The 23,599-nt window shown below is 37.5% G+C and carries 24 protein-coding genes; 15 read left to right on the top strand and 9 right to left on the bottom strand.

The window, feature by feature from the left end:
• Nucleotides 1-71: 71 nt before the first annotated feature.
• From recR to DDY94_RS09030, 3 genes are all read left to right on the top strand, one after another.
• Nucleotides 72-689 (top strand): recombination mediator RecR, encoded by a 618-nt coding sequence (gene recR, locus DDY94_RS09020; RefSeq protein WP_111683783.1) that lies wholly within the window; start codon nt 72-74, stop codon nt 687-689.
• Nucleotides 690-696: 7 nt separating this feature from the next.
• On the top strand, nt 697-1,797 hold the full coding sequence (locus DDY94_RS09025) for a glycosyltransferase family 2 protein (RefSeq protein ID WP_111683784.1): 1,101 nt from the start codon (nt 697-699) through the stop codon (nt 1,795-1,797).
• A gap of 83 nt (nt 1,798-1,880) precedes the next feature.
• The gene (locus tag DDY94_RS09030; RefSeq protein ID WP_111683785.1) at nt 1,881-3,248 is read left to right on the top strand and encodes a dihydrolipoamide acetyltransferase family protein; all 1,368 of its coding nucleotides are present in this window, start codon (nt 1,881-1,883) and stop codon (nt 3,246-3,248) included.
• Between the two features lie 221 nt (nt 3,249-3,469).
• Here the strand turns inward: DDY94_RS09030 and DDY94_RS09035 are convergent, their stop codons facing one another.
• The gene (locus DDY94_RS09035) at nt 3,470-4,546 is read right to left on the bottom strand and encodes an NADH:flavin oxidoreductase (protein ID WP_111683786.1); all 1,077 of its coding nucleotides are present in this window, start codon (nt 4,544-4,546) and stop codon (nt 3,470-3,472) included.
• A 110-nt stretch (nt 4,547-4,656) separates the two neighbouring features.
• Between DDY94_RS09035 and DDY94_RS09040 the strand changes: the two genes are divergently transcribed.
• The 11 genes from DDY94_RS09040 to DDY94_RS09090 all read left to right on the top strand — a co-directional run bounded on the left by DDY94_RS09040 (nt 4,657) and on the right by DDY94_RS09090 (nt 12,579).
• Nucleotides 4,657-5,433, top strand: coding sequence for a 3'-5' exonuclease (locus DDY94_RS09040; protein WP_111683787.1), 777 nt, complete (start codon nt 4,657-4,659; stop codon nt 5,431-5,433).
• Between the two features lie 19 nt (nt 5,434-5,452).
• Nucleotides 5,453-6,373: a carboxypeptidase-like regulatory domain-containing protein gene (locus DDY94_RS09045; protein ID WP_111683788.1), complete on the top strand. Its 921-nt coding sequence runs from the start codon at nt 5,453-5,455 to the stop codon at nt 6,371-6,373.
• A 13-nt stretch (nt 6,374-6,386) separates the two neighbouring features.
• Nucleotides 6,387-6,998: a fumarylacetoacetate hydrolase family protein gene (locus tag DDY94_RS09050; protein ID WP_111683789.1), complete on the top strand. Its 612-nt coding sequence runs from the start codon at nt 6,387-6,389 to the stop codon at nt 6,996-6,998.
• On the top strand, nt 6,999-7,340 hold the full coding sequence (locus DDY94_RS09055) for an Hpt domain-containing protein (RefSeq protein ID WP_111683790.1): 342 nt from the start codon (nt 6,999-7,001) through the stop codon (nt 7,338-7,340).
• Nucleotides 7,341-8,588 carry a competence/damage-inducible protein A gene (locus tag DDY94_RS09060; protein ID WP_111683791.1) on the top strand — a complete coding sequence of 416 codons (1,248 nt, stop codon included), beginning with the start codon at nt 7,341-7,343 and terminating at the stop codon, nt 8,586-8,588.
• 79 nt (nt 8,589-8,667) lie between these two features.
• Entirely contained in the window at nt 8,668-8,904 is a 237-nt protein-coding gene (gene rpmB, locus DDY94_RS09065; protein WP_111683792.1) for a 50S ribosomal protein L28, read from the top strand.
• Between the two features lie 25 nt (nt 8,905-8,929).
• Nucleotides 8,930-9,112, top strand: a complete 183-nt coding sequence (gene rpmG, locus DDY94_RS09070) for a 50S ribosomal protein L33 (RefSeq protein ID WP_076616981.1) — start codon at nt 8,930-8,932, stop codon at nt 9,110-9,112.
• Between the two features lie 6 nt (nt 9,113-9,118).
• Complete coding sequence (locus tag DDY94_RS09075) at nt 9,119-9,271, top strand: DUF4295 domain-containing protein (RefSeq protein WP_008271041.1); 153 nt, start codon at nt 9,119-9,121, stop codon at nt 9,269-9,271.
• A gap of 255 nt (nt 9,272-9,526) precedes the next feature.
• Nucleotides 9,527-10,501 (top strand): signal recognition particle-docking protein FtsY, encoded by a 975-nt coding sequence (gene ftsY, locus DDY94_RS09080; protein WP_232817847.1) that lies wholly within the window; start codon nt 9,527-9,529, stop codon nt 10,499-10,501.
• A gap of 27 nt (nt 10,502-10,528) precedes the next feature.
• The gene (locus DDY94_RS09085) at nt 10,529-10,882 is read left to right on the top strand and encodes a hypothetical protein (protein WP_157957284.1); all 354 of its coding nucleotides are present in this window, start codon (nt 10,529-10,531) and stop codon (nt 10,880-10,882) included.
• Nucleotides 10,883-10,914: 32 nt separating this feature from the next.
• Complete coding sequence (locus DDY94_RS09090; protein ID WP_111684014.1) at nt 10,915-12,579, top strand: amidase family protein; 1,665 nt, start codon at nt 10,915-10,917, stop codon at nt 12,577-12,579.
• Here the strand turns inward: DDY94_RS09090 and DDY94_RS09095 are convergent.
• Nucleotides 12,576-13,634: a serine hydrolase domain-containing protein gene (locus DDY94_RS09095; protein ID WP_111683795.1), complete on the bottom strand. Its 1,059-nt coding sequence runs from the start codon at nt 13,632-13,634 to the stop codon at nt 12,576-12,578. The two genes, DDY94_RS09090 and DDY94_RS09095, sit on opposite strands and share 4 nt — an antisense overlap.
• Before the next feature lie 120 nt (nt 13,635-13,754).
• On the opposite strand from DDY94_RS09095, the gene rimO reads away from it, so the two are divergent.
• Nucleotides 13,755-15,059, top strand: coding sequence for a 30S ribosomal protein S12 methylthiotransferase RimO (rimO, locus tag DDY94_RS09100; protein ID WP_111683796.1), 1,305 nt, complete (start codon nt 13,755-13,757; stop codon nt 15,057-15,059).
• 58 nt (nt 15,060-15,117) lie between these two features.
• Here the strand turns inward: rimO and DDY94_RS09105 are convergent, their stop codons facing one another.
• The 7 genes from DDY94_RS09105 to DDY94_RS09135 all read right to left on the bottom strand — a co-directional run bounded on the left by DDY94_RS09105 (nt 15,118) and on the right by DDY94_RS09135 (nt 23,558).
• Entirely contained in the window at nt 15,118-16,047 is a 930-nt protein-coding gene (locus tag DDY94_RS09105; RefSeq protein WP_157957285.1) for a cadherin repeat domain-containing protein, read from the bottom strand.
• A 279-nt stretch (nt 16,048-16,326) separates the two neighbouring features.
• A complete protein-coding gene (locus DDY94_RS09110) occupies nt 16,327-17,013 on the bottom strand; it encodes a hypothetical protein (RefSeq protein WP_111683798.1) in 687 nt (228 codons plus the stop codon).
• A 69-nt stretch (nt 17,014-17,082) separates the two neighbouring features.
• Nucleotides 17,083-17,481 carry a VOC family protein gene (locus tag DDY94_RS09115; protein WP_111683799.1) on the bottom strand — a complete coding sequence of 133 codons (399 nt, stop codon included), beginning with the start codon at nt 17,479-17,481 and terminating at the stop codon, nt 17,083-17,085.
• A 9-nt stretch (nt 17,482-17,490) separates the two neighbouring features.
• Nucleotides 17,491-17,817, bottom strand: coding sequence for a hypothetical protein (locus DDY94_RS09120; RefSeq protein ID WP_111683800.1), 327 nt, complete (start codon nt 17,815-17,817; stop codon nt 17,491-17,493).
• A gap of 4 nt (nt 17,818-17,821) precedes the next feature.
• A complete protein-coding gene (locus DDY94_RS09125; RefSeq protein ID WP_111683801.1) occupies nt 17,822-18,193 on the bottom strand; it encodes a VOC family protein in 372 nt (123 codons plus the stop codon).
• A gap of 40 nt (nt 18,194-18,233) precedes the next feature.
• Nucleotides 18,234-21,053 (bottom strand): M16 family metallopeptidase, encoded by a 2,820-nt coding sequence (locus DDY94_RS09130; protein WP_111683802.1) that lies wholly within the window; start codon nt 21,051-21,053, stop codon nt 18,234-18,236.
• 24 nt (nt 21,054-21,077) lie between these two features.
• The gene (locus DDY94_RS09135) at nt 21,078-23,558 is read right to left on the bottom strand and encodes a M14 family metallopeptidase (protein WP_111683803.1); all 2,481 of its coding nucleotides are present in this window, start codon (nt 23,556-23,558) and stop codon (nt 21,078-21,080) included.
• Nucleotides 23,559-23,599 lie beyond the last annotated feature (41 nt).

Consider the following 23,599-nt stretch of genomic DNA (forward strand, 5'->3'; position numbering starts at 1 on the left):
ATATTCTAAGCCCATTTGTAATTCGGTTGCATTTGGGCTTTTTTTATTCTTAAATCAGTAACTTCGCATCTATGGAATTTTCATCAAAACTTTTGGAAAATGCCGTTAATGAGATGGCCCAATTACCAGGTATAGGTAAACGCACAGCGTTGCGCTTGGTACTTCATTTATTAAGGCAACCAGAAGACCAAACGTATCAATTATCCGATGCACTTTCTAAGGTTAGAGCAGAAATAAATTTCTGTAAATCGTGTCATAATATAAGTGATAAGGAGCTCTGTGAAATTTGTGAAAATCCTAACCGAAACACAGAACTTATATGTGTTGTCGAAGATATCCGCGATGTCATGGCCATTGAAAATACAAGTTCGTTTAAAGGTTTATACCATGTTTTAGGTGGTAAAATTTCACCTATCGATGGTATTGGTCCGCAAGATCTTAATATTAATTCGTTGGTTGAAAAAGTTAAATCCGGACAAGTAAAAGAGCTGATTTTCGCTATGAGTCCTACTATGGAAGGCGATACTACCAATTTTTACATTTTCAGACAGATTCAAGACTATGATGTTGCTACATCAACTATTGCACGAGGAGTTGCTGCCGGAAATGAATTAGAATATACTGATGAAATTACCTTAGGACGAAGTATCATCGATCGCATCCCATTTGAAGCCTCTTTAAAATCATAAGCTCGTCTTGAAGCTCTCTGTCGTCATACTCAATTATAATGTGCGCTACTTCTTAGAGGTTTGCCTTAGAAGTGTGGAAGCAGCCGTTAAAGACATCAATGCTGAAATTATTGTGGTTGACAATAAGTCTTCAGACGGAAGTTGTGAAATGGTAAAAACTCAGTTTCCATCAGTTCATCTTATTGAAAATGATGACAACTATGGATTTTCAAAAGGTAATAATATTGGTGTAGCCAAAGCTAAAGGAGACTATTTATGTATTCTAAATCCTGATACGATTGTTGCTGAAGATACATTTTCTAAGATTATTGAATTTGCGGATTCTAAGTCAAATCTCGGTATCGTTGGCTGTCAGCTTATCGATGGAAGTGGACAATTTTTGCCAGAGAGTAAACGTCAAATACCTACACCGAAAGTTGCCTTTCAAAAGTTAATGGGTAATACGGAGAATTACTACACATCATCATTACAATCTGGTGAGATTGGTAAAACAGATATACTCGTTGGTGCTTTTATGCTTCTGAAAAGATCCGTCTATAATGAAGTAAATGGATTTGATGAGGACTATTTCATGTATGGTGAAGACATAGACTTATCCTATAAAATTCTGAAAGCGGGATATACCAACTATTATTTTGGTGAAACTACCATAATTCACTTTAAGGGCGAAAGTACCCATAAGAATAAAATTTACGCCAAGCGATTTTATGGAGCAATGGAAATATTCTATAAGAAACATTTTGCCTTTAATCCTGTAGTAACCTTGTTGGTAAAACTGGGGTTAAATCTAGCTTCTAAAAGAAAGCGTTTAAAAGGGACCGCACCAGCCAATATAAATAATTGTGTTATAGTCACCGATGCGATATTTAATGGTTTAAAGTCGAAATTGAATCGCTCGATCACCTTTACTCAAGACTTAAACAATTTACCGTCCGATGCGCAAATAATTTTCGATACAAGTATTATTGATTTTAAGGCTATTGTAAATTATATGTTGAAGCACAAAAACTCAAATCAAAACACCTATCGGATTTTACTAAAAAATAGTAATTTTATCCTCGGAAGTGATAGCAATCAGAGCAAAGGTGAAGTAATCCCTCTTGATTAATTGATGAAAAAAAATCAACAAAAAAGACTATTTTTTATTAATTTTGCACTCAATTAGCAAATAAAGACCTTCAAATTAAAGATATGGCAAATTTTGAACTTAAATTACCTAAAATGGGAGAGAGTGTTGCGGAAGCAACAATTACCTCATGGCTGAAAGAAGTTGGTGAAACTATTGAAGCAGACGAAGCCGTTTTAGAAATTGCAACGGATAAGGTGGATAGTGAGGTGCCAAGTGAAGTGGACGGCGTTTTAATTGAAAAACTTTTCGATGTTGATGACGTTGTTCAAGTTGGTCAGACTATTGCTATCATTCAAATCGATGGTGAAGGAACAGTAGAGGTTGCTGCTCCGGCTGCCACTGAACCTGCAGTTGAGCCTGTTGTTGAAGAAGCACCAAAAGCTGTTGCTGAGGTTGCACAAACCGTTGTTGCTGCTCAGACTTCAGTTGCGCCAGTAGTAAGTTCTGGAGATCGTTTTTATTCGCCTTTAGTAAAGAATATTGCCAAACAAGAAGGTATATCACAAACTGAATTAGATAGTATTCCAGGTACAGGGAAAGACGGTCGCGTTACAAAAAACGACATTAAAAGCTATTTACAATCTCGCAGTTCGGCACCGGTAACTAGTGCAGCACCAGCTCCTGCAGAGGTTAAAGAAGTGGCTGCGCCAAAACCTGTTGAAACGAAATCTGAGCCCAAGCCAAAAGCAAAACCTGCGCCAACGCCTGTAGTTGCCTCTGGTGAAGATGAAATCATTGAAATGACCAGAATGGGGAAACTCATTTCAAAACACATGATCGATTCAGTTCAGACTTCGGCACATGTTCAGTCGTTTATTGAAGCAGACGTTACAGAAATTTGGAATTGGCGCAATAAGCATAAGAATGCCTTCAAACAAAGAGAAGGTGAGAACTTAACCTTCACACCGATATTTATGGAAGCAGTCGCAAAGGCATTACGCGATTATCCTATGATGAATATTTCTGTTCAAGGGGATAGTATCATCAAAAAGAAGCATATCAATTTAGGTATGGCCGCTGCGCTTTCAGACGGAAATTTAATTGTACCAGTAATTAAAGATGCTGATCAGTTAAATCTTCTCGGAATGGCCAAGAAGGTAAATGACTTAGCCAACAGAGCTCGCGAGAACAAGTTAAATCCAGATGATATCCAAGATGGTACGTACACCGTAACTAATGTCGGTACTTTTGGAAGTATTATGGGAACTCCAATCATCAATCAACCACAAGTTGGTATTTTGGCCTTAGGCGCGATTAGAAAAGTGCCAGCTGTTATAGAAACACCTCAAGGAGATTTTATCGGAATCCGTTATAAAATGTTCATGTCACACTCATACGACCACCGTGTAGTTAATGGTGCTTTGGGTGGGCAATTTGTAAAAGCAGTTAAAGATTACCTCGAAGCATGGGATCCTGAAAGAGAAATATAGACTGAGTAAAATAATATATGAAGAGAGACACCTAAAACGGTGTCTCTTTTTTTTGATGACTTTTTTTATGATTTGCGATACGAAATCAACCAAGGTCTATTAATTATGAAATCATTCGTACTATCGCTCTTTGCTTTCCCAATACTATTATTTTCAAAAAAGGTAAAACAAGTAAACGCTTGAAATTTATTGAAGTATAGCTAAACGGTTCTTAGTGTATTTTATTCAACAAATCCGTCCCAACGGCGCATATAATTGATAAATTTTTCGCTAAGTCCCTCAGATTTCAAGTACGTTGGAGTCACTGGATTTTCAATGGGTGTAAAGTTTGAATTTTCAGTGACTTTTTTTGGAAAATCGTGATGTAAAATACCCGACCTTCCAATGGTAACAAAATCAATTCCTTTTTCTAATACACGTTCGGCATCTTTACCTGTTCGTATGTTTCCAGCAACCGTAAATTTTACATGTTTACGATTTAGCTGAAGTATATGGTCGAGTAAGCTCAAGTCACTTTCAGGCAACTCTTCCGCTTTTTTAAAGCAGTCCCACAGTGAAAAATCTAAGAAATCAATTTTACCTTCATCAATAAGCTGCTGACTTAAGGTCTTAATTTCAGTAAGTTTCATTCCGAAGCGCTCAGGAGACAATCTAATACCGAGTAAGAACTTGTCACCGCAAGCTCGCCTTATACCATCAATGATCTCAAAAATGATCCGTGCCCTATTTTCTAGGGTACCACCATAGTCATCTGTTCTTTGATTTAGTTTCGAACTTAAAAATTGAGTCAAGATGTAACCATGTGCCCCATGGACTTCCACACCGTCATAACCACATTTCTTAGCTCTTACGGCGGCAGCAATGAAATCATCACGTAATTGATGTACTTCTTCCAGAGTTAAAGCTCTAGCATTATATTTTTCGTGCGCTGAAGGGCAAACGGCTTTTTCATGGATAACTTCAAATGGCGAACGCATTCCGGCATGATGCAATTGAATTACGGCTAAACTACCATAAGATTTTATTGCTGAACTCAATCTTTTATGCCCGTCGATTAATTCATCAGAAAATATTCCAAGTTGTCCAGAGAAGCCTTTGCCAATTTCCTGAATATGTGATGCGCAGGTCATCACTAACCCAAAGCCGCCTTTGGCACGCATAGTTAACCAATTAAATTCATCCTCCGACAGTTGCCCGTTTTCATGACTTTGTTGATTCGTTAATGGTGCTAGCATAAATGGATTTGGCATGATGTGACCACATTTGAATTCTATAGAATTTTGGAATATTTTGCTCATAGATTTGTAGATATTCAACCTTACGAAATTCGATTATTTTAGCCTTAATAACAAGTGGTTTTCTGAATAAAGTAAGATTAAAGCACTACCTTTGTTTAAATTAATAGCACATGCAACTCAACCTTAATAAACCCATCTGTTTTTTCGATCTGGAAACAACAGGAATTAATATTTCAAAAGACCGTATTGTAGAAATTTCCATTCTGAAAGTGCATCCTAACGGTAAAGAGGAGAGCTATACAAAACGCGTAAACCCAACCATTCCCATCCCACCAGAAGTGACTAAAGTTCACGGTATTTCTGATGCTGATGTGGCAGATGCACCAACTTTTAAGGAGATATCAAAGGAAGTTCATAATCTAATTAAAGACTCTGATTTAGGTGGCTTTAATTCTAACCGTTTCGATATTCCATTATTAGCGGAAGAAATGTTGCGCGCCGATCTCGATTTTGATATGAAAAATCGTTTGGCTATTGATGTTCAAACTATTTTCCATCGCATGGAACAGCGTACTTTAAGTGCTGCCTATAAGTTTTATTGCAATAAAAATCTCGATGATGCCCACAGTGCTGAAGCGGATACTTTAGCAACTTACGAAGTTTTAAAAGCGCAAATCGATAGATATGATGAAATTGAAAATGACACGAAATTCTTAGCAGAGTTTAGTTCACGAAAGAAATTTGCAGATTTTGCAGGTTTTGTAGCCTTCAATAAAGATGGTGAAGAATGTTTCGCCTTTGGAAAGCACAAAGGAAAGCGTGTTGTTGATGTCTTAGAGCAAGAACCAGGTTATTTTGGTTGGTTACTTAATGCTGACTTCCCACTTTATACTAAAAAAGTGTTAACCGCTATTAAGTTACGTCAGTTTAATAATAAATTGGGTTAGCTGTCATTCCTGCGAAAGCATGAATCTCATTATTAAGCATTCCATGAGGTATATCTTTCTATTTATTTCTTTTTTGTCTTTTTCTCAAGACCAAACTGCTCGTGGAGTCATCTTAGATAAAGAAACTAGAGCGCCAATCCCTTATGTCAATATTGCAATTTTAGAATCTACATTTGGAACTTCGAGTGATGAGAGTGGCAGTTACTTACTTGAGATAAAGAAACTTGATCTCTCCAAATATGTAAAATTATCTTCATTAGGTTATAGAGACACGACACTTACGATTCAAAATTTTATAAAGCTGAAGGAAGTGTTATTAACTCCAATTGCGGAGCAACTTTCAGAAGTTGTTATTTCCGAAAAGTTTGAAGAAAAAACAATGGTGGTTAACCCTATAAATGAAGAAGACCTATCATCAGGTTTCGGAACGAATGCAAAGAATCCATGGATAATTGCCTTATATATGCCGTACGATTCCATCTATGATGATATTAATTATTTAAAATCAGTTAGGTTTCACTTTGGAAATTATAAGAACAAAAGATCGAAATTTAGACTAAGAATGTTTTCCATAGGTAAAGATAGTTTACCAGATAAGGACATTTTGAAATCGAATGTCATCATCGATCTGAAAAAGAAACAGAAATTTGCTGATATTGATATTTCTGATCAAAATTTAGTTTTCCCAACCGGAGGTATTTATATCGCATTTGAATGGCTTTACATTCCCTATAACGAAGAAAAAGTGACCTATGTATTTGAAGATAAGAAGAATGTAAAGGGCGTTCAATATCTCCCAAAGTTTTCAGCTATCGAAGCTAACGAAGGAGACTACACCATAGCTGCTTACATATCTGGACTATGGAGATTTTATTCGCCAAATAAATTCAGAAGTGATAAGAAATTAGTTCCGGCTATATCATTAACTTTGTCCAATTGATTAATTAGCATAAATGAAACTCATCTGCATAGGTCGTAATTATACTGAGCACATAAAAGAGCTCGAAAATGAAAAACCAACAGACCCTGTCGTGTTTTTAAAACCCGACACCTCTATTTTGTTGAAAAAGATGCCTTTCTTTATTCCAGATTTTTCAAATGATGTCCATCATGAAGTTGAAGTGCTAGTGAAAATCAAAAAGGTTGGGAAGTATATCGATAGAAAATTTGCACATAAATACTATGACGAAATTGGTCTGGGAATCGATTTTACAGCAAGAGACCTTCAAGCCAAGTTAAAGTCTAAAGGCTTGCCTTGGGAAAAGGCCAAAGCCTTTGATGGTGCGGCTGTAATAGGGAAGTGGTTACCAAAATCTCAATTCAGTGATGTTAACAATATAAATTTCAGTCTGAAGAAAAACGATGAGATCGTTCAATCAGGGAATACCGAATTAATGCTTTGGAAGATCGATGAACTCATTGAATATGTTTCAAAATATTTTACGCTAAAAATTGGAGATATTATCTTTACCGGTACTCCGGCAGGAGTTGGTAAGGTTTTTGCAAACGATGAATTAAAAGGATATATTGAGGGCGAAGAGCTCTTTTCAATAAAAATAAAATAAATGGCAAAACATTATAAATTAGACCGTGTGCGCGCTATGGCCGATAACGATGAAGATTTCATCATGGCATTAGCAGCAGCTTTTATAGAAGAAGTTCCTGAAGATGCAGAACGATTAAGAAAGGCTGTTCCAGAAAAGGACTTTTACGAAACCTATCAGGCTGCACATAAAATGAAACCAACCATCGAATTATTCGATCTGGGCGTTTATGACGAACTTATTGAAGTTCAGGATTGGGGGAAGTTTGAACAAGAAGATAAAAATGTAGATGCTCAGCTGGCAAAAGTATTGGAGGCCGTAGAAAATGCCACCAATGAGATCAAGGCTGATTTTGGATTATAAATGCAAGCAGAAATAATAACAATTGGCGATGAAATCCTCATCGGACAAATTGTAGATACTAACTCCGCGTACTTAGCGAAAGCGTTCAATAAGATCGGTATTTCTATCTTTCAGATCACCTCTGTACAAGACGATAAAGCACATATTTTAAAGGCCTTGAAAGAGGCTGAGGAGAATGCTGATATTATCGTAATAACAGGCGGGCTAGGTCCAACTAAAGACGATATTACCAAATTAACACTTTGCGAATATTTTAATGATCATTTGGTTGAAGATCAAAAGGTCTTAGCGCATGTAGAATGGCTGTTCGAAAAATATATCAGCACACCAATTTCTGATATGAACAGACATCAGGCTATGGTACCTTCAAAAGCCAAAGTTCTGATGAATCAATTCGGAACAGCGCCAGGCATGTGGATGGAGAACAACGGCAAGACCTTTGTGTCACTTCCGGGCGTACCATACGAAATGAAGGCTTTAATTAAAAATGAAGTTATTCCTGCCCTAAGGGATAAGTATCATTTTCCATACATTAAGCACAAAACATTACTTACCTATGGTTTAGGCGAAAGTGCCATCGCAGCCAGAATTGAAGCATGGGAAGATGCGCTGCCAGACTTTATTAAACTGGCCTATTTACCAAACCTAGGCAAGGTAAGATTGCGACTATCAGGGAAATCGATGGATAAGGAGTTGTTAGACGCCGAACTCGCTAAGCAAATTCAACTATTAATTCCACAGATCGAAGATATCTTCGTAGGTTTTGAAGAAGAATCATCATTAGAAGCCATTGTAGGCAAGCAATTGACGGTGATGAACAAAACCATTGCTGTGGCGGAGAGTTGTACTGGCGGACAAATTGCCAAAGCCATTACTACAAATGCTGGAGCATCGGCTTATTTTAAAGGTAGTGTGGTGAGTTATGCAACAGAAGCCAAGGTGAAAATTTTAGAGGTTAATGAAGATGATATCGCAACCCATTCTGTAGTGAGTAAGGCAGTAGCTGAAGCCATGGCACAAAATGTAAAAACCTTATTCAATTCGGATTATGGAATCAGTACTACAGGTAACGCCGGACCATCAAAAGGTGATTCCGACGCTGAGGTAGGTACAGTTTGGATTGCCATTGCCAATAAAGACGGAGTTCATTCAGAGGTATTTAACTTCGGAAATCATCGCGATAAGGTAATTATGAAAGCTACGAACAAGGCTTTTGAAATGCTTCAAAAAGAAATTTTGAAAAAGTAAGGTTTTATGTTTGTTGAAACGTAAAGTTTTACTAAATTTGCACCCTGTTAAAAAATAACATACCTAAAGAAAGATAACAATGTCAAGAGTTTGTGAACTTACTGGGAAAAAAGCAATGGTTGGAAACAACGTTTCTCACGCCATGAATAAAACGAAGCGCAAGTTTAATGCTAACTTGATCAAAAAGCGTTTTTACATTCCTGAAGAAGATAAGTGGGTAACGTTAAAAGTTTCTACATCTGCATTAAAGACTATCAACAAGATTGGTATCTCAGCAGCGATTAAAGAAGCTAGAGCAAAAGGATTTTACAAATAAGCTGAAAAGCTAAAGTCAATTTACAATGGCAAAAAAAGGAAATAGAATTCAGGTAATCTTAGAGTGCACAGAGCACAAAGCTTCTGGTATGCCAGGAACTTCTAGATATATTACAACAAAAAACAAGAAGAATACGCCAGACCGTATGGAGATTAAGAAATTTAATCCTATCCTTAAGCGTATGACAGTTCATAAAGAGATAAAATAATAAGTTATGGCAAAGAAATCAGTAGCGTCTTTACAGACAGGATCAAAGCGTTTGACAAAAGCTATTAAAATGGTGAAATCTCCAAAAACTGGAGCCTACATGTTTGTAGAATCAGTAATGGCACCAGAATTTGTCAATGACTTTTTAAACAAAAAGTAAGCTTATTACAAATAAGATTGATAAAACTGCTTTCATTTGAAAGCAGTTTTTTTATGGCTATATTTGAACGCTAACCTGACAACTTATCAGTAACCAACCAAAGGCAAGATTATTGTATAGGTTTTTTGGGCGTTACCAAGACGATAAATGTCTTGGTCGGGCTTTACGCTATTTCCCAGACGAAATCGTCAGGGGATGCCGCTACAATCCCTAACGCAGAGCATACAAACAAACAAAAAGCGTACAAACGATAAAATGAGTTTTTTCAAAAAAATATTCTCTTCAGAAAAGAAAGAGACCTTAGATAAAGGATTAGAAAAATCTAAATCTTCATTCTTTAATAAATTAAATAAAGCCGTTGCAGGAAAGTCTAAAGTTGACGACGATGTATTAGACAACCTCGAGGAAGTTTTAGTAACCAGTGATGTTGGTGTAAACACAACACTTAAGGTCATAGAACGAATTGAAGAACGTGTTGCCCGCGATAAATACTTAGGGACCTCAGAACTCAACCAGATACTGAGAGAAGAGATCGCCGGACTACTATCCGAAACCAATGTTGGTGAAGACACTGATTATCAAATTCCAGATCTGCCAGCACAACCCGATGGTAGTAAAACACCTTATGTAGTAATGGTTGTTGGAGTAAATGGTGTTGGTAAAACCACAACCATTGGTAAAATGGCGCACCAGTTTAAAAAGAAGGGCTTAAACGTTGTCTTAGGTGCAGCAGATACCTTTAGAGCAGCAGCCATAGATCAGTTACAGGTTTGGGCAGATCGTGTAGATGTACCAATGATTAAACAAGAAATGGGCTCTGACCCAGCTTCAGTTGCTTTTGATACACTTCAGTCTGGTGTTAATCAGAATGCCGACGTCATTATTATTGATACAGCAGGACGTTTACACAATAAAGTAAACTTAATGAATGAGCTTTCTAAAGTGAAGCGCGTTATGCAAAAGGTAGTTGGCGATGCACCACACGATGTATTATTGGTACTCGATGGTTCTACCGGACAAAATGCCTTTGAGCAAGCAAAACAATTCACGGCTGCCACTGAAGTTACCTCTTTAGCAGTGACCAAATTAGACGGTACAGCTAAAGGTGGTGTTGTAATTGGTATTAGTGACCAGTTTAAAATTCCTGTGAAATATATTGGAGTAGGAGAAGGTATAGAAGATCTTCAGGTATTCAATAAATACGAATTTGTAGATTCCTTCTTTAAATAGAACGGAAGCCAATTTTATAACATCAAAGTGCAAAAAAGTTTTAAGTGGAATCAAGATAGGATACTCCGTAACCTAAGCTATGCTACTTTATTCATTTGCATCATTGTGGTCATTGGAAATTTATCGAGTGTAGTTTCTAATTATTTCTATTCACATCGCAACCCATTAGTACCTCGTCAGCTGTTTTATTATGCGTCCTTCGCATCATCTGTAGGTGCTTTATTTTTCGCAATAATTGGTTTTATAAGCTATCGCAACCTTGTGAAGAAACGATTTAAGAAGCATCTCGTAACCTTATTGTTTGGTCTTGTTATACTTTATATTATAAATGCGAGTGATATCCATTGGCTTTTGATGCAGATCAATCCATTTAAAGATTGATTACATTTCGTATTTTTATAAAAAAACTAACCATGCGACTCACCTTATTCCTATTCCTTTTTGTATTTATTTTTTCGTGTAAAGATTCAGAATCTCGTGAAGCTCGAGAGCCTATTTCAGAATCAGAAACAGTGGAAACCGAAGCTTCAGAAAATGATCTTAGTGACATTTCTACCAAGGATTTCAGAGAATTCAAAGTACTCGATTCGAAAAATCTTACCAAGGCCGACATCTGGTCGAATATCAATTCTCAAATGGAAGATTTTGAAGAGGGCGATTATAATCGTTTGAAGCCATTAATTCTAGAGCAAGATATACCAACGCTTCAAAAACATATTTCCGAAGGAAAATTCAATTATGAAAAACTCACAAAGTTCTATTTATATCGCATTCGAAAGTATGACAGAGAAAACGAATTGTCACTGAATTCGGTGATTTCAATCAATCCTGACGCCATTTCAACAGCAAAAGAATTGGATCGTAATCGAGACGAAAACAACCATCCTATCTACGGAATGCCAATTCTTCTTAAAGATAATATTAATGCCAAAGGCATGGCAACTACCGCCGGAGCTGTTGCTTTGCAAAATAATACTACCGAGGACGCCTTTATCGTAACGCAATTGAAATCTAAAGGCGCTATAATTTTAGGCAAAGCTAACCTAAGTGAGTGGGCCTATTTCTTTTGTGGTGATTGTCCAAGTGGCTATTCTGCAGTTGGAGGTCAAACCTTAAATCCATATGGGCGTAGAATCATTGATACTGGTGGATCGAGCTCAGGAAGTGGTGTGGCTGCCGCAGCTAATTTTGCTGCTGCTACGATAGGTAGTGAAACTTCAGGTTCAATACTATCACCTGCCAGTCAGAATTCAGCAGTAGGTTTAAAACCAACTATTGGATTGGTAAGTCGCTCTGGGATTGTTCCGATTTCTTCAACTTTAGATACGGCCGGACCAATAACAAGAACGGTAATGGATAATGCCATTGTTCTCGATGCCATTTTTGGCGAAGACAAATCAGATTCTAAATCTTTTATGATTATGTGGGAATCTGGATTTTATACCAAAGACCTTAATACAAAAAGTCTTCAAGGTAAACGATTTGGTGCTCCAAAGCGCTTATTAGAAGATACGCTATATACGAAAGCCATTGCGGTGTTAAAGGCGCAGGGTGCTGAGGTTATAGAAATAGATCCTGAGCGTCTTGGCCTACCAAATTTTTTAAGTCTCCTTAATCTCGATATGAAAAAGGACTTACCTGATTACATGGAAAACTATGCGAATAAATCCATTTCTATGAGAACTGTGGCCGATATGATGGCCTTCAATTTGAAAGATTCCTTGAAAACTATGCCTTACGGTCAACGCTTGTTCCAAGGTATTGTTGATGACAAAGGTGATGCAGCATTCCTTGAAGCCATTAAAGATACGCTGAGCACAAACGGCAAACAGTTTTTTGATGTGCCTATGGAAGCCCATAATTTAGATGGCTTTTTATCCATTAATAATTATCATGCTTCTTATGCAGCTGTTGCAGAATATCCGGCCTTAACTGTGCCTATGGGATATACCAATGAAGGTGCTCCAAAAGGTTTAACCTTTATTGCAAAACGACTTCAAGAGAAGCAATTACTTGAATGGGCTTACGCTTTTGAACAAGCTACGAAAGCGAGAGTTGCACCAAAAAATTACAACTAGTTGGTAAGACTATTAATTTGAATCCAAAGTTGGTCATCAAAATCTGACAGTGCAAAATTGTCTTCATCAGCAGCGTCACCCATTCTGATGATGACCAATTTCTGACTAGGTACAACATAGATCTTTTGGTCGTTTCTGCCCAAGGCAGCATACATATCTTGAGGCGCATTAGGAATTAATGGACCTTCAAACTCCAACTGTGTTTGGGGCAAACGGTAAGATTCTTTACCATTGAGCCACCACATATATCCATAAGATTGGTTGAGGTTTTGTGAAGTATTCACAGATTCATTAAAATATTCGGCTGGGATAATTTGTTCGTTATTCCAATTACCAAGCGTAGAGCTTAACAAGCCAAAACGTGCCATGCTTCGGGCTGTACTCCAGTAAACATTAAAGTCATTCAGCTGAAACCAATTTCCTTCCATTCCAATGCGATCTCTTAAATTAGTATTGAAATAGGAAGACCAGGTTTCATTGCTCGTCTCCGCTACAACATCCTGTAATTTTTTATAGACATTATGATAGGCCCAGCGTGTTCCAGCATCAGCAAGGTATAATAGGTCTTCAGGTTCTGTGCCATCTCCAACCGAATCATCTAAGCCTGAAGTCATTGTGAGCAGGTTTCTAACAGAAATTAAATTTTCTTGTTCAGTGGTGGCTGAGGTCCAGCCATTACCAAGATAACTACTCACAGGCGAATTTATATCTAGCAATCCTTCATCTTGAGCTATTCCAACGGTGGCTGTGGTTAAAGTCTTTCCGGCGCTTGCCCAATACCAAGCGGCATCTTGAGTTTGACCATTCATATACGCTTCAATAACAATTCTACCGTTATAAAGCATAATGAAACTTTTAGTATTTCTTTCATCTAAGAAATCAAGTAACGGCTGAAGTCGTGCCGAATCCCAACCAAGACTTTCTATGGAAATTGTTTCCCAGGTATCGCTATTATTTGGTGGAAAATAAACAGGGTCATTAAACGAAATTACGGTCTCGTCGGTAGAGCAACTCAGAAGAATGAGGCTCAATAACATAAATACTCTAGTTTTCATAGCTTGAATTTTTCTTTAGACTAATATAATCATTAATGGTTTAGTTTTAATAATGGTCGTATAATTTATGAGAGAATTACGCCAAGCATTACGTATCTTTGCGCACTCATATATTGAAATATGCGCACAAAAACGCTGAAAAAGAATCGAATTAATGTAGTTACACTTGGCTGTAGTAAGAATGTTTACGACAGTGAAGTGCTAATGGGACAATTGAAAGCTAGTGGGAAGGACGTTGTTCATGAGCAGGAAGGTAACGTAGTGGTAATTAATACTTGCGGCTTCATTAATAATGCGAAAGAAGAAAGTGTAAATACAATTTTACACTACATGCAAAAGAAGGAGGAAGGTGAAGTTGATAAAGTATTTGTTACAGGTTGCCTTAGTGAACGTTATAAACCAGACCTTGAAAAAGAAATTCCTGACGTTGATCAATATTTTGGTACTACCGAATTACCGAGTCTCCTTAAAGCACTCGGCGCAGATTATAAACACGAATTAATTGGTGAACGTTTAACAACTACACCAAAGAATTATGCCTATCTAAAAATTGCTGAAGGTTGTGATAGACCTTGTAGTTTTTGCGCTATTCCTTTAATGCGTGGTAAGCACAAGAGTACGCCTATTGAAGACCTGGTAACTGAAGCTGAAAAGTTAGCAGCAAATGGCGTGAAGGAACTTATATTGATCGCTCAAGATCTTACCTATTACGGTTTAGATCTGTATAAAAAACGAAATCTTGCTGAGCTTTTAGAGCATTTAGTTAAGGTTGAAGGTATTGAATGGATCCGTTTGCACTATGCATTTCCAACAGGATTTCCGATGGATGTATTGGATATTATGAAGCGGGAACCAAAGATCTGTAACTATTTAGATATTCCACTTCAACATATTTCTGATGCTATTCTGAAAAGTATGCGCCGCGGAACAACACAAGCAAAAACGACGAAATTACTTCAAGAGTTTAGAGCTAAAGTTCCTGACATGACCATCAGAACAACCCTAATTGTTGGTTATCCTGGTGAGACAGAAGAAGATTTTCAGACTTTAAAACAATGGGTAAAAGACATGCGATTTGAACGTTTAGGCTGTTTTACCTACTCGCATGAAGAAAATACACATGCCTATAACCTTGAGGATAATGTCCCTGAAGAAGTAAAGATGCAGCGTGCTAACGAAATTATGGAGATTCAATCTCAGATTTCATGGGAGTTAAATCAGGCCAAAATCGGACAAGAATTTAAAGTGGTTATTGATCGTAAGGAAGGTAACTACTTTGTGGGTCGTACCGAATTTGATTCGCCAGATGTAGATAACGAAGTTTTGATCGACGCTACAAATACGTATTTGAAAACAGGTGAATTTACCAATATTAGAGTAATCGAAGCTGAAGACTTTGATCTCTATGGCGAAGTTGTTACCTAAACGAAGGCAGGCTTTCGCCTGCTCTTCATTAACCAACTAAATAATTTGTAAAGAAGTATTAGTCCCATTGCTTTAGTGTTGTAGTTAAACCTTGATATAAAGCAATGCCTGTCCAGTTGTAGGGGAGTTCGTTAACATCGAAATTTCCGTATTTAAAGCTAAATCCAGAGGTGCCATTAAAATAGCCAAAACGTTCGGCGCCTACCGCCATGTAAGACGTTTCAGTTGTAGGATTAGAGTTTCCCTTCAGTACAAAATAATTTTCGCCACTATCGTGCATTGGTACATCACCACCAATATTAGAATAGCCTTCAGAAACACCAGCATCTGATAATTTTACTTTTGTATTTGTGAGATTGTCTTTATCGCAAGTGTATTTAAAAGCGAACACATAATGATCTGGTTCAATTACGGCACCATTGTCATTGGCGTAAGTGTAATATGGCGTATCGTATGAAATTGGATCATTTCTATTGTACTGCGAATCTGTAGCTCCACATTTAGAAACATCAAACAAACGGTTGGCTAGGTCATTGTATTCGGCTTCTGTGATAGCGATCCATTCGCCAATAGATGCATTCTCATAGTTTTCTCTAGACGTATTTAGGAATGACCAAATATCATCGATATTGTTTAGGGTTACAATAGCTATTTTATTTTCACTGTCTGAACCATTTGTTACCGAAATGGTGGCTGTGATCACAGGATTTGTCTCAAAATCGAACACCTGCCAAGCAGCAACACGTAATTCACCAGAATTAGAATCTAGGGTAAAGGCTTGTGAAACGGATTGTGAGCTGATGGAAAAGTTGACATCTCCAGAAAGGTTGGTATTTATGGTGGTGACAAGATCACCACTTGATGGATTTTCATCGATAGATACTTCTATATTACTATTTGAAGGAGGCGGATCAGTATTGTCTTCGGAGCTACATGCACATAAGACCAAAAGGAATAATACTGAAAATAACTGAGATAAATTTTTCATAATGTTTGTGTTTTGTGGTTTTACTTTAGTTTTTGTAGCGACTTGCTACTGGCAGTCTGCAGCCTAATCCAGCGCAAGGCACCACAAAACTGGTCTGTCATTTCAAATGACTTCACAAACGTACTTGGAGATCAGAACGTTATGAAAAAAAGTGTATGGACATTAGGTGGACATGGGGTTCAATAATTGTGGACAATTAGTGGACGAAATCATCTATGCATCTAATAATCAATTAATTATGAAATTTTAGTTAAGAAGTAAAAAGTGACAATAATCTAATTATAGTTCGAAATCAATTAGGTCTCCCTGGATCTCAAAGGGATGAAAACGAGAAAATAACTCCTCGGAATACCAACCAAGCTCTCGCGTTTTCTTAACCATATCAGCGTGTTTTTGATTTTTATAGGCGTATTTCATCATGTCGTCGCCAGATTTCCAGAGTGAAAATGTGGCTTGCATTAATAGAGGCCATTCACCAATTCCTTTTGAATAAATTAATCCGGAATATCCATCCATAGATTTAGATACAGATGGTACGTATTTCCAAAATTTGAATGCGAGTTTTGGTTTAATCGTGGCACGAGTGATCACTGCTAATGGCTTGGTGTTATCATAGGATTGACTGGCCAAAAATGGTTCTTGTTTGCTCCATTGGCCATGGGCCTTAACGGTATGCATCAAAACGTGAGCATGTTGTGTGCATTCCGCAATGTAATAATCCATTATTTCAGATGTAATGAAGTTTTTGGCTTCAGCTTCAGAATTAAAAACGGTAAGTAATCCAAACAGTGAAAAATCTGGCCATATTGAGAATCCATTGCCACTACCACTACCAAGTGGTTTCCAAAAACTAAGACCAGGAATGTCAGCATTAATTAATGGCGGTCTTCCCATTCGCCCTAAAGCATGCCACTTTTTTCGAAATCCTTTGTATTTAAAAAATGAAATGACTGCGGTTTGAGGCATGTAGTGGAAAACTTGATTTTTGTAAAGATACGACCACTTTAGGTTGGTAAAAACAAGTATATATTAATTTTAACTATTGTGATGCCCGAAGCATAGAATATAACCATCAGGATCTTCAATTTCGAAATCTCTATTGCCATAGTCTGTATTCTCAATGGGCTTAATGATCGATACACCTTTCGCCTTAAATTCGTCAAACAAACGATCAGCATTGTCAACCCAAATGTAGGCGTCCCAGGCTTCCTTTCCGTTGGTGTGCCAACCAGCCTCAATGAATGGAATTCGATTCGGCCTTACGTAATTATCTGCGTCGAGTTTTCTTAGCATGACTGAGAAATTATCACGACTTAAAATGGCAAATTTCGGACCTTCACCAACGAAGTCAATTGAAAACCCAAGTTGATTTGAATAAAAATCAATTGAATGTTTCACATCCTTTACGATCCATTGTATACCAACTCTTTTCAATTTTTGAAACTATTTAGGAGGAAGTGAATTTACGTAAGCGAAGCTCTTTTCAAAATAAGTAATCATCAGATTCTTATCAGACCAGAGTGCTTCAGGTACCAAAACATAATCTTTCATTTTTGCACCATAGGAATAATAATGCCCAGTATTGTAAGTATCCATGAAGGTATTAGCTTCATCTTTTGGTAGTCGAATACCAATTTCAGCAGCTTTATTGAGCAAGGTAAACATATAACCATTTGAAGAGGTATAGATCATGTTCTTGCCTTTGCGTTCGAAGCCTTCGCAGGCTCCAACAATGTCGTCGTAGACTTTTAATGCATCGTCCCAATTCATAACACTAAATATGTTGATCTATAAGAATTGCATTTCCGTCAGGATCTAATACCACGAAGCTTGCAGGTCCAGAAGTAGACTCGTCCGCTTCACTCACAAAGGTGACATCTTTTGATTTCAAATGCTTCTGAATGGCACGCACATCGTCATAACTTTCAAGTGTATTGGCCGACTGATCCCAACCTGGATTAAAGGTGAGAATATTGTTTTCAAACATCCCTTGAAATAATCCGATGAGGGTAGATTCATTTTTCATTATGAGATAGTTTCGTTCTAGCTCACCGGCAAAAACCGTGAAGCCCAGATTCTCATAAAAAGCTTTGGAAGCCTTAATATCTTTTACAGCAAGACTGACCGAAAAGGCGCCTAATTTCATAATGTATTGATTTTTGTTAGTACCTAAAGGTAAACAAAAATCAATTCAGTAAGACTGGTTTTCCAAATCCTAAACCTTCTAATTTATCTAATTGTGTCTCGGCATCACCAACAATAAGATAAATCATTTGATTAGGTCTTATATATTTTTCAATAAGGAGTTTCACATCGTCTAAAGTCATACTATTTACGATGGCTTCACGCTGTTTTGCATAATCATCGGCGAGCCCGTTATTACTGATGTTACTCAGCATATTTAACTTTGCGCCAAGTGTTTCAAAAGCTCTAGCTGTACTTTTAATAGTATAGCCTTTAGTGACCTCTAAATCTTTGTCGTTATAGTTTTTACCGTAATTTTCTAAGATTTCTTTCACTAGGCTCGTCGCTTCATAAGTAACATTGGTTCTAATACCACTACTTATGCTAAACGAACCAGCATAGGCCGAACCACTAAATCCAGATCTAATACCGTAGGTGTATCCTTTACCTTCGCGTAGCTCTTGTGTGAGTTGCGATGCAAACCCACCACCACCTAAGCGATAATTCATAACCGTAGCTGGATAGTAATCATTGTCTGTAGCCTTTGGCGCAGGATATCCAAAACGAATCACCGATTGCTTAGCCCCGGGTACGTCATAAAAATAGACCGCTGAATTCTCAGGGTATTGAGGTAATGGTAATTCTGGAATGCTAATGTCTTTTGCTTCCCATTGCGTATTTATTTTTTCTAGTGCTGAAAGCACTTGCTCTTCAGAAATAGAACCAACAACGTGCATTTTCGTTAGACTTGGCGATAGATTTTTATTGTAGTAATCTTTGAGGTCTAATATTGAAATACTATTAACCGATTCTTCTGTGCCGCTGTTGTTATAGGACAGTATGTTGTTTTCTCCATAAAGTAGTTTAGCAAACTCGTTTGAAGCAATTCTATTTGGATTAGCTTTTCCACGCTGAATGCCACTTATGGTACTCTGTTTTATAAGTTCGAATTCTTCCTCATCCCATCTTGGTTCTAGCAAAATTTCTGTTACCAAATCCATTGTAGTATCAAAATGTTTCGAAAGGGTTGTACCAGATATGGTGATATCATAATCTGAAGCATAGGCATAGATACTAGCACCAATACTTTCAATAGCATTTTCTAATTCTTCAGGTGTTTTATTTTTCGTCCCCTTGGTCATTAGGTTTGCTAAAAGATTAGAAACGCCTACTTTAGATCTATTCTCAAGTAATAAACCACCAGCGATCTGAATTTCAAACTGTACTAGTGGAACTTCGTCATTTTCTATACCGAATAGCTGCATACCAGAATCTAGCTCCTTTTTCCAAACCTCTGGAATATTCAATTCTGGGCTATCACCATAAGGAGGTTCTACGCTTCTATCAAAACTGCTAGGTGTTTTTTCATAGGTAGCAGCGATGCTTGGATCGAACGTTTCTTCAGCACCATCAACAATTTTTTCCTCAACAACATCTGCTAGTTGTGAGTTATCCAAAACCAAATTCTTTTGTCCCTTCGGAACAAAGCTAGTTGCGATATGATTTTTGTCTTTTATATAAGTGTTGTATACGCGCATTACATCTTCGGGTGTAACGGCTAGAATATTTTTCACGTCTTGATTGATAAAACCAGGATCGCCAGCAAAAATTTCGTATTGTGCTAATTGAAAGCCTTTGCCAAGTACGCTAGATAATCCTTGGTAAAAGTCTGTTTCTTGTCCGGCTTTAATTCGAGCCAGATCTTCTTCAGAAATGCCGTTCAATTCAAAATCTTTAAAACCATCTTGAATTGCCGCTGCCACTGTGTTTAAATCAGTTTGATTAAATCCAGTAACGCTCAAAACTAATTGCCCGGCGATTTCAGAGGAACTTTGATACATGCTTACGTTGCTGGTAAGTTTTTGGTCTTCGACTAAAACTTTATAAAGCGGAGCTTTTTTTCCTTGTGCTAAATATTGCGAAAGAACGCTTAATGGATACGAGTCTGGGTGGTATTGATAAACAGATGGCCAAGTCATGGTTAATCTTGGTGCTCTAGCAAAATTGTCTTCATAAAATAGGCGTTTTGAAGATTTAAGCGTCACAGGCTGTTTTTCCATTTTTGGAATATCTTCACCACGAGGAATTTCATCAAAGTATTTTTTTACCCAGGTTTTGGTTTGCTCAACATCGATATCACCAGCTATGGTTAATGTGACGTTGTTAGGCACATACCAACGTCTGAAAAATTCTTTCACATCGTCTAAAGTGGCGTTTTGTAAATCCTCAAGAGAACCTATTACTTCCCAACTGTAAGGATGGCCTTCCGGATAAAGATTACTATTGATCACATAAGAATTATGTCCGTAGGGTTGGTTGTCTACGCGCTGGCGTTTTTCGTTTTTAACAACCTGCTTTTCTTTTGCTAAAACCGGCTCAGTAACCGTATTGATAAAGAAACCTAATTTATCAGCTTCTGCCCAAATCATTTTTTCCAAGGCATCTTTTGGTACGGTTTGAAAATAGTTGGTTCGATCTCTACTTGTAGAACCATTGGCTCCAGATCCACCAATACGCGCGCTCATTTGATCTAATCCACCTTTTCCTAAGTTTTCAGATTCTAAAAACAATAAATGCTCAAATAAATGGGCAAATCCTGTTCGACCTTCTTTTTCTCTAGCTGAACCAACATGTGCTGTTAAAGCGACAGCAACAACAGGATCAGATCTGTCAATATGAAGAATGACTTGCAAGCCATTATCTAGAGTGAATTTTTCAAAATCGACTTTAAATTCGGGTGCGTCTTCCTTGTCTTTTTCCTGACAAGCTGTTAAGATCACTAAGAATGAAAAACAGGTAATTAAAAATCTAAAAGGTTTCATAATATTATGTTCTGGTTGATGATGTTACAGTTCGTATGCATTATTATTTACAAAGAATATGGAATTTACAAGAAAGAGCTTTCCGTTTTCCCAGAAGCTTCTAAATAGAGTGTTATCTACAAAGTAGATGAAACTTCCGCTGCCCATGCGTTCTTCTCCAAATACTAACGTATTACTGAGATTGCTTAGTGCGTTCTTTCCTGCAAAACCAGAAAAGACTTTTGTATTGTCTAAGTGCGCTACATTATATCCACTATTCAAAAGACTGTAAGCAGAACTGCCGAGTTTCAGCGTAAAATAATGGTCCTTATAACCAAAAGCCATCGGATGTGTATGATCTACTTTAGCTTTAAATATAGCTCCTGTTATAAGGTAGTTTGCATATTCTCTTTCACGGTCTGCATAAGGCGTTAAGTTATCATTGCTGCTATTTCCCTCAGAATCTTTATACTTTAAACTGAATCCGTCTTTGCCAGCAAAACTGCGCAATGCGCCATCGAAAGCGATCACTTTTCCGCCAGCACGCACCCATTCCTTGAGTTTTTTCATATTGTTCTCGTTTAATACACTTCCGTAATAACCACTTGGCATAATTAGAACGTTGTATTTACTTAGATTTGTTCGGCCTAAATCATCTGTATTTATGGAGGTTAAAGGATACTTCAACTGTTGCTCAAAAAAGTGCCAAATAGCACCATAGCTTAAAGATGACGTGCCGTCTCCAGATAGAATTGCTACTTTTTGCTTATTGATTAGTTTAATATCAGGCGAACCGATATCTGGTGTGCTTTGGGAAAATCCTGAATTTATAGAAGTTAAAACCTGCTCGTGCTTCTTCGCTAGGGTATTTAATTTACCGACAAAATCTTCGATGTGTTTATTATCGCCATGCGTAAGGATCAATGAGCCGCGTTCGAAGTCTGAACCGTTAGAACTGAAAGGTTTTTCAGTAAATCTTACTTTAAAATCGTGCTTCAATAAGTCTCCTAAAAACTGAGCGTCCTCTAATGAATTCCATTTACTCACATATCCGTATGTTTTTTGTAGGGTTTGATTAAAGCTTTGTTCAGTTACTTTACTGCTGCTTACTCTAGATGTACTTGCAATAGCTTCCAATCCGTATGCATAAGGAATTGACCATGCGGTGATATCGTAGGTTAAAGAATCAGAAAGTTTGGCATTAGGTTCAAATAAGACCTTCACCATTTTACCTTTTGGTTGATTGGTATGAACCACTAAAGACTTTTTGTCGACACTCATACTGCCTTGCTGACCTGTACGGTAATTGTATCCAGAAACTTTAGTGCCACTGGCATTCTCAAATGCAATTTCATGTTTATTCAAAAGTGTTTTAAGGCTGTTGAGATGATCTTGATTTCCCTTCACCACATAACTTTTGTATTTTAAGTCTGAATTATCAAAGAACTTAGCAAATTCTGTATTCAGTTCCTTTGCATTTTTTGAAGCCATTTCAACTGTTGAAAGTCCGGTTACGGTGTGATGTGTAAGGCGTTCAACTAAGGTGAGAACATGTCCTTCATCATTAAGTATGCCTAATCCAGCCATACCATGGCCACCTTGCTCGTAGGTCATACCAATTGCTCCCATATACGTAGGATAGGTGTCACCATAACTTGGATAAAACAGGTCAAATCGTTCTCGCGTGAAGAATAACCAACCTTCAGCATCAAAATATTTGGCGTGGTTTTTACCTATCTGCGTTTGAAAATCGCGTTGCCAATCGCTAATAATTTCATGGAATGGTTCTGCGGCTGGCGCAAAATAATAAGGTTCATTAATCCCTTGTTCATGAAAATCAACGTGTATATGTGGCATCCATTTATTATAAACTTTTAAGCGCGTTTCGCTTTCAACTTGCGTGGCCCAAGCCCAGTCTCTATTAAGATCAAACAAATAATGATTTGGACGCCCGCCTGGCCAAGGTTCGCTGTGTTCACTAGCCTGTTGATCGATATCGTAAGGCTGGCTTGTCGTTTCGTTATACCAATTAACATAGCGATCTCTTCCGTCTGGATTAACACAAGGGTCTATAATTACAACTGTATTTTCTAAGAGGTCTTTGCGCTCTGTTAACAACTTATAAAGTGTAAGCATTGCTGCCTCGGTACTCGATGCTTCGTTACCGTGAACGTTGTAGCTTAACCAAACTATTGCAACGTCTGTAGAACTTGGAGTGCCGTCTAGTAATCCGGTATTTTTCAAATTATTTTCGCGAATAGTCTCGAGATTTTTCATGTTGTCTTCACTCGAAACATAAGCTAAATACAACGGTCGCCTTTCATAGGTAGCACCATACTGTTCAAGCTTTACTCGATCAGGAACAGCCTCAGAAACCGATTGGAAATAGTCAATAACCTGATGATGTCTGCTAAATTGAGTTCCGATATCGTAACCTAAAAACTCGTCGGGCGACTGGATAGTTTGAGAAAATAAAAAGGAATGCGTGGTTAATGCAATAAAGAAGATAAAAAATAAATTGCGCATGAGTGTGTTGGATTTGTTTCAAAGCTAGTAAATATAATTAG

The sequence above is a fragment of the Winogradskyella tangerina genome, from assembly GCF_003260205.1.
Classification (GTDB): domain Bacteria; phylum Bacteroidota; class Bacteroidia; order Flavobacteriales; family Flavobacteriaceae; genus Winogradskyella; species Winogradskyella tangerina.